This window comes from Cytophaga hutchinsonii ATCC 33406, from assembly GCF_000014145.1.
Classification (GTDB): Bacteria; Bacteroidota; Bacteroidia; order Cytophagales; family Cytophagaceae; genus Cytophaga; species Cytophaga hutchinsonii.
This window is the reverse complement of sequence record NC_008255.1, coordinates 1,577,191-1,590,717: the sequence shown is the minus strand read 5'-3', so window position 1 is coordinate 1,590,717 and position 13,527 is coordinate 1,577,191. Positions and strand designations below refer to the sequence as shown.

Sequence of the window (13,527 nt, the reverse complement as noted above, 5' to 3'; positions counted from 1 at the left end):
TATAAAAAAGGCTTGCTATTTTATAGCAAGCCTTTTTTATATAAATGCATTCCGTTAAAAATTCACAACCAGTTTTACAGCTATATTTCTTCCCATATTATAAATACCTGTGCGGCCATTCGGCGTTTGTGAATAATATTCAAAATACTTTAACCGGTTCATATTAGACTGATAGCTTGTGTTTAACAGATTATTTACCTGAACATACAGCTGCATGGTATTGTTCTTTGCATACGCGATGTCTGTTGAAATACCAATGTTCAGCAAGGCATATCCTTTGGTGAATGTTTCCGTTTCTGCCAGGCTTAAATATCTGTTTTGTGAACCTGTTACTTCCAGTTCAATACGCGGGGTAACTGATGTAAAAAGCTGTGACCGTGTTTGAATTTTATCCGACATACTGCTGTACAATTTCATCGGAGGAATAAACGGCAGATACTCTCCATTCACACCCTGTCCTTTGTAAATGGCATCTCTGTTAAAGCCATAGGTCAATACAAAAGCATTTTCAAAGAGAAAACCTTTCATACGTTCCGGATGAATATTGAGTGTTGCTTCAAACCCATATAAGGCTGCAAGCGCCTGCTTGTATTGATAGGTTTTATTGCCCTGATCGTCTACAATCGGATCATTGTTTGCATCAAAAAGTTTCGTGAGATAGATGTAGTTCTGAATAGTATTATTAAAGATGCTTGCCGACAAAGAGAGATCTTTAAACTCCCCTGTTATCCCAATATCTTCCTGTAATGAAAATTCAGGTTTGAAACTTCGATCTCCCAAATACACAATGTGTGCGCCCGGATCAAGTCCATTTGACGAAAGTTCTGTAATGCTTGGAGCGCGGTATCCGCGGGCAATATTCACTTTAAGGTTTATTTTTTTAGATAACTTATGTGTTAAACCAATACTAGCAGAGATGCCTGAAAACGTTTTATTGAAGGCCGGATACTGCAAATACGCATTCGTTGTATCCGTTGAAATATAATCAAACCCGGTATCAGGATTTGATTTGACATACACATCATTCCAGTGCAATTTACGCGTATCATAGCGTATGCCTCCACTAATAGTAGTTTTGTTCTGCTTCCATTTCAGATACAGATACGAACCGATATCAAATAAAGAATAATCAGGAATGGGAAAATCGGTCGCATCTTTACTGATGTTATTTTGTGACATACCATTTACACCAACGGATGTTTCAATATTCTTAAATGCAGGTGCGTTATATCTCAGGCTGTAATTAATGGTGTTGAGCCGCACAAACAAACCTGCCTGCTGAGGCAGCGTTGGGTGATTGTATTCTCTACGTATATTTTGCTGAAATGCCAATAAGAGATCCAGATCACTCCTTCCCAAGCGGTAAAAGCTGTGGTTGTAGATGCGGTAATGCTGAATGTGCTGATGCAAAGGCGAAAGCTTATAGGCATTCAGTTCTTTATCGGATACTACAGGACGATTGGCAATGTCGTCTACTGCTCCTTCATACACCTGTTTGGTAAATTTCCGTGATAGAGAATCCCGGCTGCCATCGGGAATCCCCTGAAGGTTATCATACAGCGTAATATTCATATGTGAATAGCCTCGGCTATTCTTATAGCCAAGCAAGGCTGAAACATTTTTTTCATCAAAACCTGTATTGTAAACCCTGCCATCATATTGGTTGCGATAATTTTTTGCCGCGCGATAAGAGCCACGAACAGCAGCTACCCAATGCGCGGTGCTATATGTAAGCTGTAATCCGTTACCAATAAGGTTGTTGTTGGTTTGGTATTCAGAAGTGAATTTTCCGTGCAGCGTGCTATCATTCTGGTCTGGGATATAGGGCATAAAACTCACCACCCCAGCTAAAGCATCTGAACCATACATTAAACTTGCCGGCCCTTTAATAACCTCTGCTTTATGTATGTTGTAGGCATCTACTTCAAGCCCATGTTCATCACCCCATTGCTGACCTTCCTGCCTTACACCATCGTATAACGTTAACACACGGTTGTATCCCAGACCACGGATAAATGGTTTGGATACGTTGGGACCAGTCTTTAATGCGGTAACACCGGGCGCGTTTTTCACCAATGCATCTACCACATTACTTTCAACTGTCTGATCCATTTGCTGCGGCGAAACAGAAACAATTGATACCGGATTTTCACTGATCAGTGTTGCCCGCGTAACACCTGTGATTACAATATCGTTTGTATTTTCATCTTCTTTCAGATTGAAATTTAAAACAACAATATTATCCAGTAATACAATTTTACGTTCCGTCTTTTGATATCCGGTACAATGTACCTGAACGATATATGTTCCGGCGGGAACACCATCAAGTCTGTAATTACCGAGAGAATCTGTAACTGTACCAAATGGTGTTTCCTTAAGCAGTACATACGCATATTCTACAGATACACTATCTGCCTTAACTCTTCCGCGAATACCTGACGTTTGAGCGTTTACAATTGTTCCAGCTGAGAAGAAAAACCACAATACCATTAATATACCAATCCGAATGTTCACCTAATCTAATATTTTAGTTATGGTTACAATATTATAAAAGTTAGACTTACCTAACAATTATTATTACATATTTTTTATATATTTGTATAACTATGCTATCCTATACCGAAGAGAATTACCTCAAAGCTTTATTGAAAATCACCCTCCAGGAAGAAAATGAAGGAGCCGGAACAAACGAGCTTGCAGCATTGCTATCGGTAAAACCGGCAACGGTAACAGATATGCTTAAAAAGCTTAAGGATAAAAACCTGGTTTCATACGAAAAATATGGAAAGATCTTTTTGACGTCTAAAGGGAAAAAATATGGCACGGATATCTTACGTAAACACAGGCTTTGGGAAACATTTTTATTTCAAAAGCTGGAATTCACCTGGGATGAGATACATGAAGTTGCGGAACAGCTGGAACATATTCAATCCGCCAAACTCATTGAAAAATTAGATAAGTTTCTGGGGCACCCAACATTAGACCCGCATGGTGATGTTATACCTACTTCCAGTGGTGAAATTAAAATTCAGTTTACAAATACCCTGTCGGAAATAGATGTTGACACAACCTGCCGCATGGTCGCAGTAAAAGATAATTCCTCTTCTTTTTTACAGTATGTAGTAAAAATAGGTCTGGCGCTGAATACAGAAATTAAGGTCTTAGCCAAGCAGGAATACGACTCGTTAATGGAAATTGAAATCAAAGGCAAAAGATGCAGTGTAAGTCAAAAGTTTGCCGAAAATATTTTTGTTGTCTGCAGCAATTGCGTGGTAGGCGAAACCTGCACAAAGAAAAAATGCAGGTTTAAATAACCGGCACTTTTTTTTAATTCTCTGCCACTTTAAGCAGTACTTTTTCAAGCACACGCTGAATCGTTCTATTTTTAGCTTCGTGTTTATTTACCATAAGCGATACCGCATATACTTTACCTGAAGCAGCCGTAACATATCCGCTGTAACAGGTAGTGCCGTTCATGGTTCCGCTTTTAACCCGTATCTTACCGCCGCTTTCTTTACAGATATGTGCTACAGTACCTTCTTTACCCGCTGTTGGCAGACAACCTACAAACACGGTATTGGCCTGTTGTTTCGCCAACAGACTTGTAAGCTGGTTGGGTGATATAGAATTGAAGGGCGACATGCCTGAACCATCGCGCAGAACCAAACCCGAAGTATCCACTCCGATTTTCTTTAAGTACTTTTTAACTGCTGCTGCGCCAAGTTCCGTTGAGCCAATACCTGTTTTATTAAACGCAATTTCTTTTAACAGACATTCTGCATAGAGATTATTGCTGACCAGATTTGTATACACAGCAATTTCCTTTAGCCTAGGTGAACGCTGTTCCAGAAGTGTAATCCAATTTGTTGTATCAGGAATCGTATCATCCTGCGTAAGTACCCGCATCTCTCCTTTCCATTGAATACCCTGTACAGCCATTTCTTTAGTCAGTAATTGACCCAGCAGGCGTGCAGGGTCAGAAATACTTGCTTTAACATTGTATGTGCTACCGGCAGGCACGGTGCCTTCAATGTAAACGAAAGGATTATACGGAGAGGAATATACAATGGACTGATCTCCTGAACCCGCTGCACCTGTTTTAACATGATTTACATACACGCAGGATGTGTCTTTGGGTGTAATGCTTAGTATGGTTGTAATGCTGCCTAAAGAAGTCCCGGGCTTAATAGCAATCACATTCTGATTTTCATTGATGTTTAATCCATAGCTCCCTGCTCCATAATAGTTCCCGATGTCACCCCAGGTGTAATCGTTCGGGATAGCATTGTAGCCAAAATGTGTCGGATCAATAACCAGATTGCCTGTAAAGGCTGTAATGCCTTTATTCTTCAGCGCTGTCACCCAATTGCGCACCAGTGTCTGATAGCTGCCAGCAGCGGTCATCTTATCGGAACCCAGAGTCGGATCACCGCTGCCCTTAACATATAAGGTACCACTAAAATTACCCGCTTCAATATTTCCGGTATATAAGACCTTTGTCACAAACCGGTAATCGCTTCCTAGCAATTCCAGTGCGGCGGCAGTTGTTACAATTTTCAGATTTGATGCCGGAGTAAAGGCCTGCTGTGCATTCTTTTCAAATACCAATGTATTGGCAGTTATATCCCGGATAGAGATGCCCACTTGTGCGCGCTTAAGCAAGCTATCTTCCAAAATAGGCTTTAGCTGACTGTTCCAGCTTACCTGAGCCTGTACCAAAGACGTGAGGAAAAATAATATATACAACAACGGAACAGACTTCTTAAGCAATATTTTCATAATTAATCTTTATCATTCAACCAGCGCTTTCGGCTCTGGCACTACTCATATACAGATAATCGAACAAGCCGGCTTCTTCTTACTGCTGTTGTAACGGATACAGGAATTGACTCAACTGTTGTTGAAAGAGTTCTCGAATTCACTGGTAAAGATGTACGATGATCAATATCTTTTACATCAACGATAGAAAATACTTTCAATTATTTCATAAAATTTATGTCGAACAAATTTTAATATAAAACATTTTTTTTATTTTAGGGTTATAAATTAACTTTAGTCAAAAGAGAACATTTTTATATCACTGACGTACCATGGCAAAAAAAGTAAAAAAAGCAGAGAAATCTTCTGTTAAGAAGACTCTTAAAAAAGCAGAAAAAGCTGTAAAAAAAGTAGCTGCGAAAGTTAAAAAGGCAGCGAAAAAAGTTGTTAAAAAAGTAACTACTGCGAAGAAAGCAGCTCCTAAAAAAGCAGTTAAGAAAGCAGTTAAGAAAGTTGCTAAAAAAGCAGCACCTGCTAAGAAAGCGGTTAAAAAGGCCGTTAAGAAAGCAGTTAAAAAAGCAGCTCCAGCTAAAAAGGCAGCTAAGAAAGCAGTAAAAGCGGTTGCTAAAAAAGCAGCGCCTGCTAAGAAAGCAGTTAAAAAAGCGGTTGCTAAAAAAACAGCTCCGGCTAAGAAATCGGCAGCTAAGAAATCAGCTCCGGCAAAGAAAGCAGCTCCTTCAAAAGCAGTAGCGAAAAAGGCAACAGCGCCTAAGAAAAAAGCAGCGCCTAAAAAACCGGCAGCTAAACCAGAAGTTGAAAAAGATGAGGAAGTAGAAATTCTTTCTTACACAGCTCCAGTAGAGACTCCAAAAGAAGATGAGGATGAAACACCTCAAGGTGATTTATTCTCTCCAAATGACAATTCTATTTTCTAAGAATTACCATTTAATCACATAAAAAGAGTGGTACAAATACATACCACTCTTTTTTATGTCTATAAAATCAGCGCCAGATATAAAAGAAAGCCCTTAAGATATTACTCTTAAGGGCTTTCTTTTTGTGTTCATTATATTGAAGAAATCAATTACGTTTATTCATTTCATCGCGCACGCGGGCAGCTTTTTCATAATCTTCTTTTTCAATTGCTTCATCAAGCATTGCCTGAAGCTGATCAAGAGACATATTCTTTATCTGGTCTTCTCTTCCTGAAAAACTCGAATCCGCTTTAGCAGAACTTATTGTTGCTTCTTCAAGCTTATCTTCGTCGTCTTCATCCTCATCTTCATCCATATCATCCATATCGTCGTTCAGCACAATACCTGCTTCAGACATAATGGTTTCATATGAATAAATCGGAACATCAAAACGCAAACCTATAGCAATCGCATCAGAAGGACGTGCATCGATCTCGATATTTTTAATTCCGTCTGAGCAGATAATTTTAGCAAAGAAAACACCTTCTTTCAGATCTGAAATTACAATCTCTTCGACGATAAAATGGAATGACAAGGCAAACGATTTAAATAAATCGTGTGTCATTGGCCGATTAGGTATTACCTTTTCGATTTCAATAGCAATTGCTTGCGCTTCAAACATTCCAATAATAATCGGTAACCGTCTGTTACCATTCACTTCTCCTAATACCAAAGCAAACGAGCCTGTTTGCGATTGACTGGACGACAAACCTATAATTTCTAATCTAATTTTCTCCACTCTACTGATGTGCTTATTTAAGCAATTTAGCAGCTTCAGTCAATTTCGGTAATACTTCGAATAAGTCACCTACAATGCCATAGTCTGCAGCCTTAAAGAAAGGTGCTTCAGGATCTTTATTGATGACAACAATACATTTGGATGAGTTCACCCCTGCCAAATGTTGGATCGCTCCTGAAATTCCGACTGCAATATATAAATTCGGCGCTACTTTTACACCTGTTTGACCAACGTGTTCGTGGTGAGGTCTCCAATCCATATCAGAAACCGGTTTAGAACATCCTGTTGCTGCTCCCAATGCTTTTGCCAAATCAAGCAAAACACCCCAGTTTTCGGGGCCTTTTAAGCCTCTGCCACCCGATACAACAATCTCTGCTTCCGTCAACAAAAGCTCTCCGGACATTTTTTCCACATTTGTAGTTTTAACCTTTGTATCTGCATCTGTTAATGATACAGATAATGCTTCTACTGCAGCTGTTCCGCCTGTCTCTGTTCCCTGGTAAGCATTTTTAGCCAAGGTGATAACTTTAATATCTGTATTGATCGAAACCGTCGCAAAAGCTTTTCCGGTAAAAATTGAACGTTTTACCTGGAAACCTGCACTTGTATCCGGCAATTCAGTAACATTAGTTACAACACCGGCTTTTAACTGAGAAGCTAATTTAGGTGCAAAAGAATCAACAAGGGTAGATTTAGGCAAGACAATTACTTTTGCACCCGCTTTCTTAGCAGCTTCAACAACAGCAGCTGCAGATGCTAACGGTGCATTCTGATTAAATGCATCTCCTGTTACGTGCAATACTTTTGAAGCACCGAAATTACCCAATGCCGTTAATTGCTCCTGAGGAATATTACCGATTGCCACAACTATAGCAGAACCGCCAAGTTTAGAAGCAACCTGAGTGCCGTAAGCAACAGCATCCATGGAAGATTTTTTTATTTCTGAGCCATTAGACTCAACATATATTAATACTGACATAATCTTTTCTCAATAATGTAAAACAAGAATTAAAGTACTTTTGCTTCGTTGCGTAATAACGTAAGAAGCTCTTCCGGATTAGCTGCATCAATCATTTTACAAGCACCTTTAGGAGCCGGCAATGAAAACGTGCCATATACTACATCGTCAGCAACAACAACCGGTTCCACTACATTCAACGGTTTGGTACGTGCGGACATGATACCGCGCATGTTTGGAATTTTCCATTCTGCGATCGGCTCCTGGCAACCCGCTACAAACGGCAAAGCACATTCAACAGATTCCTTACCGCCTTCTATTTCACGTGTCATTTTAGCTACACCGTTTTCAATATCCAGTTTCATGATTGGTGTAACACAAGGCATACCTAATGCATCAGCAACCAAACCATGAACCAAACCTCCATTATAATCAATAGACTCACGACCCATTAAAATCAAATCATATCCGCCGCTCTTTGCTACCGCTGCAATCTGCGCAGCAACAAAACCAGCGTCTTTAGGAACTGCATTGATGCGGATGGCGTCATCAGCGCCAATCGCTAATGCTTTGCGAATGGTAGGTTCCGTTTCTGCATCGCCAACATTCAGTACTGTTACTGTACCTCCTGACTGCTCTTTTAATTCAACGGCTCTTGAGAGCGCGTATTCATCGTACGGACCGATGATAAACTGAACACCTGCTGTATTAAATTTGTTGTCTGCAAACGTAATTTTAGAAGTGGTGTCGGGCACATGCGTGATACAAACTAAAATTTTCATCGGTTATATGTATATTTAATGATAAATAAATCGGCAACCGTCTCTTACCGAAACTTTACTGTTTTATTGATTGGACGGTACATTGAATGAACACAATTCAATTTATTATATTTAACTCTATTATATACTTAAAAGTTACATTTTTTATCAAAAAATGACAATTATTTAATGAATCGGTTAGACTACTTATTGGAATTGCATAAAGAACAGCCCAACGACCCGTTTTTGCTGTATGGAATTGCGTTGGAATATAAAAAAACGGATCATGCTGAAACCGGTAAAACGTTTGACAACCTACTCACTTCTTTTCCCGATTATCTCGCTACGTATTATCAGGCCGCAGAATTCTTTGCTGAAAAAGGTTCTTATGAAAAAGCACTGGAAATATATGATACCGGAATTTCACTTGCTGCATCTTTAAACGAAATGAAAACACTTGCTGAATTAAAAAATGCAAAACAAAATCTGGAGATTGATCTGATGTAATTCGATCTGTTATTTTTTTAAGAATGTGAAAGCTGGCTCGAACTTTGCCACTCTGCGTACGTATATATTTACCGATTAACTAAAAAAAACAAATATGTAGCAGCCACATTTTTTATTAAAAAGCACCCCTTGATTTCAAAAACCATTTAACCTTTTACACACTTAACCCTACTTGTATGAATATTGTATTTATTGTTTTAGGAGTACTCTTTTTTCTTATCATTCTTTCCGGATTTGTTACTGTTAAACAAGGTTATGTTGCTATCATAACTGTATTCGGAAAATACAGAAGAGTGATTGAACCGGGATTAAGTTTTAGAATCCCTTTTATTGAAACGGTATATAAAAGGATCTCTATTCAGAACAGATCTGTAGAAATTGAATTCCAGGCCGTAACACAGGATCAGGCAAACGTTTATTTCAAAGCAATGATGCTGTATGCTGTGATCAACCAATCTGAGTCTACCATTAAAAACGTTGCCTTTAAATTCGTTGATGAATCAAGTTTCATGCAGGCACTGATCCGTACCATTGAAGGTACAATACGTAGTTTTGTTGCAACAAAAAAGCAGGCAGAAATATTAAGTCTCAGGACAGAAATTATTGAAGAAGTAAAGATGCATCTGGACGCTACATTAGAGGAATGGGGCTATCACATGATTGACATTCAATTAAACGACATTATGTTTGATGAAGAAATCATAAAATCCATGGCTAAAGTAGTAGCATCCAACAACCTGAAAGCTGCGGCTGAGAACGAAGGACAAGCCTTGTTAATTACAAAAACAAAAGCGGCGGAAGCGGAAGGTAATGCTATAAAAATTTCGGCAATTGCTGAAAAAGAAGCGGCTATTCAACGCGGCCAGGGTATTGCATTGTTCCGAGAAGAAGTAGCTAAGGGTATGGCTCAGGCGGCAAGAGAAATGTCTGAAGCGCAGCTGGATTCATCTTACCTGATGTTCTCTTTATGGACGGAGTCAATCAAACATTTTGCTGAACATGGAAAGGGAAATGTTATTTTCTTAGATGGATCAACAGATGGCATGCATAAAACATTGAATCAAATGATGGCCGTTTCTAAACTTCAGGAAACGAAATAACACCATCTGATAAATAACATGAATGAGCCGGCAGAATTGGCAACGTACGTTGTCAATTCTGCCGGCTCATTTTTTTTGCAAATGCAAAAAATCAGTTGAGCACTTTATTATATAAATTATTTAATGCATTTGCTGTAAGAGGCTTTGAGACGTAATAATCTACCCAATCTGAAGCTTCCGCTTTTGCCTGATCACGCGGATCCAGCGAACTGGATAATAAACATACAATACTTTTATTTTTCATCGGCTGAAAGTGTTGTTTAAACAGATCAATAAGCTCCCAACCATTTATTCCCGGCATATTAATATCAATGCATATAATTGAGGGCCATCTGCCGGCTGCATAAAGTTCGTTCAGCTTATTAATGGCGGCATTTCCTGATGTTACTGATTGTATCTCTTCTACCCGATGTGTCATCCTGATAATGGTGGTATTCAGAAAATTTACAATATCATCATCATCGATTAAAAGCACCGAATCAATTTTTCGAGTATCTGCCATTATGCATTATAAGGTATAGTAAAATGAAAAATACTTCCTTCCTTCTCATTCGACTCAACCCATATAGAACCGCTATGTAATTCAGTAACAATTTTAAAACATTGAGCAAGCCCCAATCCATTGCCTTCATACGTTGACTTAGGATGTAATTGCTGATAGAGTTTGAAAATTTTCTCTCTGAATTGCGGATCAATTCCAATACCATTATCCGCTACAGAAAATTTAAAATAACCACCTTCAACAACAGAGTAAATCTTAATAACAGGACGCCTAACTGAAAATTTTAATGCATTACTGATCAGGTTCTGAAATAATATTCTCAGTTCAATATCATAGCCCATAACAAAAGGCAATGGTGTAACCTCAATATCGGCCTGAGTTTCTTCAACCTGTATGTGCAGATCCATCAACACATCAGTAATAACCTGGTTGCAATCGATTTTAGACATAACTACATTTTTACCGATACGGGAGTATTCCAGCAACCCTTTGATAAGGTTTGTCATTCTAAGTGTACTCTGGTTAATATAATGCAGGTATTGTGTAACATCCGGATCGGGCGCATCCTCAAGTTTAGCTGACAATAGGGCTATAAAACCCTGTATGGTATTTAAGGGTTCCTGCAGATCATGAGAAGCAACATACGCAAACTGTTCCATTTCAACATTTTTGCGTTCAAGCTCTTCTGTATATTTCTGAACACCCTGTGCTTTTTTTAATTCTGTATTATCCAGGTGGCAACCAATCATTTTAGAAGGTTTACCATTTTCGTCCCGCGTAACAATATTACCCGAACAGATCACCCAAACAATAGATCCGTTCTTGTGTTTATAGCGCACTTCAATTTCAAAGGGAACTTTACCATCCGACTCAACATGTTTACTCAGCAAAGCATAGGTAGCCGGTAAATCAGAAGGGTGCATAAGCATGTTAATTGTTTCCGGTGAATTCTCCAGTTCATGATCTGCATAACCCAGCATGGATTTCAAGTGTGCACTGATAAACATGGTATTCAATGGAATATCCCAGATCCAGTATCCGGCAAGCGTGTTTTCTGTGATGCTGTTAAACAAACTTTCCTGTTCTGATAATTTTAATTTAAGTATGGCCAATTCTTTTTGAATTGATTTCAAATCTGAAGATTCTTCTTCCTGAAGTCCGTCAAAACCATTCATACAATGCTTTATTATTTCTCTCTATAAAAATATATCCCTGACAGAGCTAACCGCCATATATAATTGCAAGTCACAAACATCCACACAATTACATACAGTTAGCGTATAGTAAATATAAGCCATTTTTTTAAGTAAGACTTATTTTGACAAAATGATTCCTTAAAACATGAATAAGCGATGCAAAAAACACGTTCCAGCCGGAAAGAAATTAACTGACAGGCTGCTCTCCCATCGTTCCCGTTTCATAGAATTACCAGAAGCTTCCTTTCAAAATGTAAACAACTCTGATTAAATATTTATTCAAAATCTGCGTACATCGTATGTTTACTTTATGATAATGCATATATGTAGAAACCGATTGATACAAGCACTGCTGGAAATCATTAAAATAATGTGTACCTTAATCGTATACATGGCTTAACATGTGCATACCAAACCTGGCAACAATATAATGCTGGTGGTATGCTAAACATTAATTTATATCCTTTAATTGCATTGGATCAATTTACTCATACCTTCAGAAGGTGTGCTCTACGTATGTAAATTACCAATTAAAAAAGATCCTGTTTAAAGCTATTTAATTAACTCATGAAAATTGAACAATTATATACCGGCTGTTTAGCGGAAGCTGCTTATTACATCGAATCAGAAGGTGAAGCAATCATCATTGATCCCTTACGTGACATTCAAACGTATGTACAAAAGATAGAACGTAATAACGTTACATTGAAATATATTTTCGAGACACACTTTCATGCAGACTTTGTTTCAGGCCACCTAGACCTTGCTGAGGCAACAGGTGCAACCATCGTTTATGGCCCTAAGGCTGAAACAACGTTCAATAGCCACATTGCGTATGATGGAGAAAAAATATCTATTGGCAAAATTACCCTTCAAGTACTCCACACACCTGGCCATACACAGGAATCAAGCTGTTATCTGTTATACGATGAAGACGGCAATAAACATGCATTATTTACCGGAGACACCTTGTTTATTGGTGATGTTGGGCGACCAGACCTGGCGATTAAAAGCGATCTGACAAAGGAAGATCTGGCAGGTATGCTTTATGATTCTTTAGAGGAAAAAATTAAACCTCTACCGGATGCTATAACTATTTATCCTGCACACGGCGCAGGTTCTGCCTGTGGTAAAAATTTAAGCAAAGAAACATTTGATACATTAGGCAGTCAGAAACAAAAAAATTATGCATTGAAAGCGGCCGATAAAGAGACATTTATTAAACAAGTATTGGATGATCTGCAGCCCGCGCCATCTTATTTTAATATGAATGCCTTATTAAATAAAGAAGGTCCAGGCAGCGTTTCGGAATTAATTAAGCAAGGAAGCATTGCGTTCGATGTTCAGTCGTTTGAAAATCTACAAAGACAGACATATGCAGTACTGCTGGATACACGTGATGCAAAAGAATTTAAAAAAGGTTTTATTCCTGGTTCTATTAATATCGGATTGAATGGTCAGCTTGCGCCATGGGCCGGCACGTTACTTACCAATAGTGATAAACCCATATTAATAATTACTGATCCGGGTAAAGAAGAAGAAACCATTATCCGATTGGCACGTGTGGGTGTAGATCAAGTCATCGGTTATTTAAAAGATGGTTATAATTCCTGGCAAAAAGCGAACAAACCTGAAGAAAATATTGAAACTATTTCTGCAGCTGAGCTTGTAGAAAAGCTTGATGAAAACATCAACATTCTTGATGTACGTAAAGCAGATGAATATGAAAAAGGTCATCTGAATGCTGCCCAACATTTACCACTTGATTACATCAACGACTGGATAACAACATTGGATAAAAACAAAACCTATTATGTACATTGTGCCGGCGGATATCGTTCTGTAATAACAGAATCAATTTTGAAATCACGGAACATTTCCAACGTTATTGATGTTTCAGGTGGATACGGTGCTATAAAAGCGGCAATGGAACCGACTAAAAAGCGCTGGTTAAATGCATTCTTTTCATTTATGAAAGTAAAATAACTGAAATGTCTGTTTTAAAAACAGTACCTCTGTCTGTAATCGGTGC

Annotated in this window: 12 protein-coding genes; 5 read left to right on the top strand and 7 right to left on the bottom strand. The window is 38.5% G+C overall.

The window, feature by feature from the left end; translation table 11 throughout:
* Window positions 1-54 precede the first annotated feature (54 nt).
* Complete coding sequence (locus tag CHU_RS06650) at window positions 55-2,514, bottom strand: TonB-dependent receptor (RefSeq protein WP_143144104.1); 2,460 nt, start codon at window positions 2,512-2,514, stop codon at window positions 55-57.
* 92 nt (window positions 2,515-2,606) lie between these two features.
* On the opposite strand from CHU_RS06650, the gene CHU_RS06645 reads away from it, so the two are divergent.
* On the top strand, window positions 2,607-3,314 hold the full coding sequence (locus tag CHU_RS06645) for a metal-dependent transcriptional regulator (protein ID WP_011584752.1): 708 nt from the start codon (window positions 2,607-2,609) through the stop codon (window positions 3,312-3,314).
* A gap of 13 nt (window positions 3,315-3,327) precedes the next feature.
* Here CHU_RS06645 and dacB read toward each other — a convergent pair whose 3' ends face one another.
* On the bottom strand, window positions 3,328-4,779 hold the full coding sequence (dacB, locus tag CHU_RS06640) for a D-alanyl-D-alanine carboxypeptidase/D-alanyl-D-alanine endopeptidase (RefSeq protein ID WP_011584751.1): 1,452 nt from the start codon (window positions 4,777-4,779) through the stop codon (window positions 3,328-3,330).
* Between the two features lie 311 nt (window positions 4,780-5,090).
* Here dacB and CHU_RS06635 point away from each other — a divergent pair, with 311 nt between their 5' ends.
* Complete coding sequence (locus CHU_RS06635) at window positions 5,091-5,693, top strand: hypothetical protein (protein WP_011584749.1); 603 nt, start codon at window positions 5,091-5,093, stop codon at window positions 5,691-5,693.
* Between the two features lie 145 nt (window positions 5,694-5,838).
* On the opposite strand, the gene CHU_RS06630 is transcribed toward CHU_RS06635, so the two are convergent.
* Genes CHU_RS06630 through CHU_RS06620 form a run of 3 tightly spaced genes read right to left on the bottom strand, consistent with a single transcriptional unit; the run spans window position 5,839 to window position 8,211 of the window.
* Window positions 5,839-6,471 carry a bifunctional nuclease family protein gene (locus CHU_RS06630; protein ID WP_011584748.1) on the bottom strand — a complete coding sequence of 211 codons (633 nt, stop codon included), beginning with the start codon at window positions 6,469-6,471 and terminating at the stop codon, window positions 5,839-5,841.
* Window positions 6,472-6,484: 13 nt separating this feature from the next.
* Window positions 6,485-7,450: an electron transfer flavoprotein subunit alpha/FixB family protein gene (locus CHU_RS06625; RefSeq protein ID WP_011584747.1), complete on the bottom strand. Its 966-nt coding sequence runs from the start codon at window positions 7,448-7,450 to the stop codon at window positions 6,485-6,487.
* Between the two features lie 29 nt (window positions 7,451-7,479).
* Window positions 7,480-8,211 carry an electron transfer flavoprotein subunit beta/FixA family protein gene (locus CHU_RS06620; protein ID WP_011584746.1) on the bottom strand — a complete coding sequence of 244 codons (732 nt, stop codon included), beginning with the start codon at window positions 8,209-8,211 and terminating at the stop codon, window positions 7,480-7,482.
* Window positions 8,212-8,379: 168 nt separating this feature from the next.
* Between CHU_RS06620 and CHU_RS06615 the strand changes: the two genes are divergently transcribed.
* Together CHU_RS06615 and CHU_RS06610 are read left to right on the top strand one after the other, a co-directional pair.
* Window positions 8,380-8,697: a hypothetical protein gene (locus CHU_RS06615; protein ID WP_011584745.1), complete on the top strand. Its 318-nt coding sequence runs from the start codon at window positions 8,380-8,382 to the stop codon at window positions 8,695-8,697.
* 176 nt (window positions 8,698-8,873) lie between these two features.
* Window positions 8,874-9,797, top strand: coding sequence for an SPFH domain-containing protein (locus CHU_RS06610; protein WP_011584744.1), 924 nt, complete (start codon window positions 8,874-8,876; stop codon window positions 9,795-9,797).
* Window positions 9,798-9,888: 91 nt separating this feature from the next.
* Here the strand turns inward: CHU_RS06610 and CHU_RS06605 are convergent, their stop codons facing one another.
* Together CHU_RS06605 and CHU_RS18850 are read right to left on the bottom strand one after the other, a co-directional pair.
* Window positions 9,889-10,299: a response regulator gene (locus CHU_RS06605; protein WP_011584743.1), complete on the bottom strand. Its 411-nt coding sequence runs from the start codon at window positions 10,297-10,299 to the stop codon at window positions 9,889-9,891.
* Window positions 10,299-11,474 carry a sensor histidine kinase gene (locus CHU_RS18850; protein ID WP_011584742.1) on the bottom strand — a complete coding sequence of 392 codons (1,176 nt, stop codon included), beginning with the start codon at window positions 11,472-11,474 and terminating at the stop codon, window positions 10,299-10,301. The genes CHU_RS06605 and CHU_RS18850 overlap by 1 nt, the downstream gene beginning before the upstream one ends.
* Before the next feature lie 588 nt (window positions 11,475-12,062).
* Here CHU_RS18850 and CHU_RS06595 point away from each other — a divergent pair.
* Window positions 12,063-13,481, top strand: coding sequence for an MBL fold metallo-hydrolase (locus CHU_RS06595; RefSeq protein WP_011584741.1), 1,419 nt, complete (start codon window positions 12,063-12,065; stop codon window positions 13,479-13,481).
* Window positions 13,482-13,527 lie beyond the last annotated feature (46 nt).

Bases quoted from the DNA above. Each gene is read 5' to 3' on its own strand.
- CHU_RS06595 (WP_011584741.1), top strand. From the start codon at position 12,063: ATGAAAATTGAACAATTATATACCGGCTGTTTAGCGGAAGCTGCTTAT.
- CHU_RS06605 (WP_011584743.1), bottom strand. From the start codon at position 10,299: ATGGCAGATACTCGAAAAATTGATTCGGTGCTTTTAATCGATGATGAT.
- CHU_RS06615 (WP_011584745.1), top strand. From the start codon at position 8,380: ATGAATCGGTTAGACTACTTATTGGAATTGCATAAAGAACAGCCCAAC.
- CHU_RS06635 (WP_011584749.1), top strand. From the start codon at position 5,091: ATGGCAAAAAAAGTAAAAAAAGCAGAGAAATCTTCTGTTAAGAAGACT.
- CHU_RS06625 (WP_011584747.1), bottom strand. From the start codon at position 7,450: ATGTCAGTATTAATATATGTTGAGTCTAATGGCTCAGAAATAAAAAAA.
- dacB (WP_011584751.1), bottom strand. From the start codon at position 4,779: ATGAAAATATTGCTTAAGAAGTCTGTTCCGTTGTTGTATATATTATTT.
- CHU_RS06645 (WP_011584752.1), top strand. From the start codon at position 2,607: ATGCTATCCTATACCGAAGAGAATTACCTCAAAGCTTTATTGAAAATC.
- CHU_RS18850 (WP_011584742.1), bottom strand. From the start codon at position 11,474: ATGAATGGTTTTGACGGACTTCAGGAAGAAGAATCTTCAGATTTGAAA.
- CHU_RS06610 (WP_011584744.1), top strand. From the start codon at position 8,874: ATGAATATTGTATTTATTGTTTTAGGAGTACTCTTTTTTCTTATCATT.
- CHU_RS06620 (WP_011584746.1), bottom strand. From the start codon at position 8,211: ATGAAAATTTTAGTTTGTATCACGCATGTGCCCGACACCACTTCTAAA.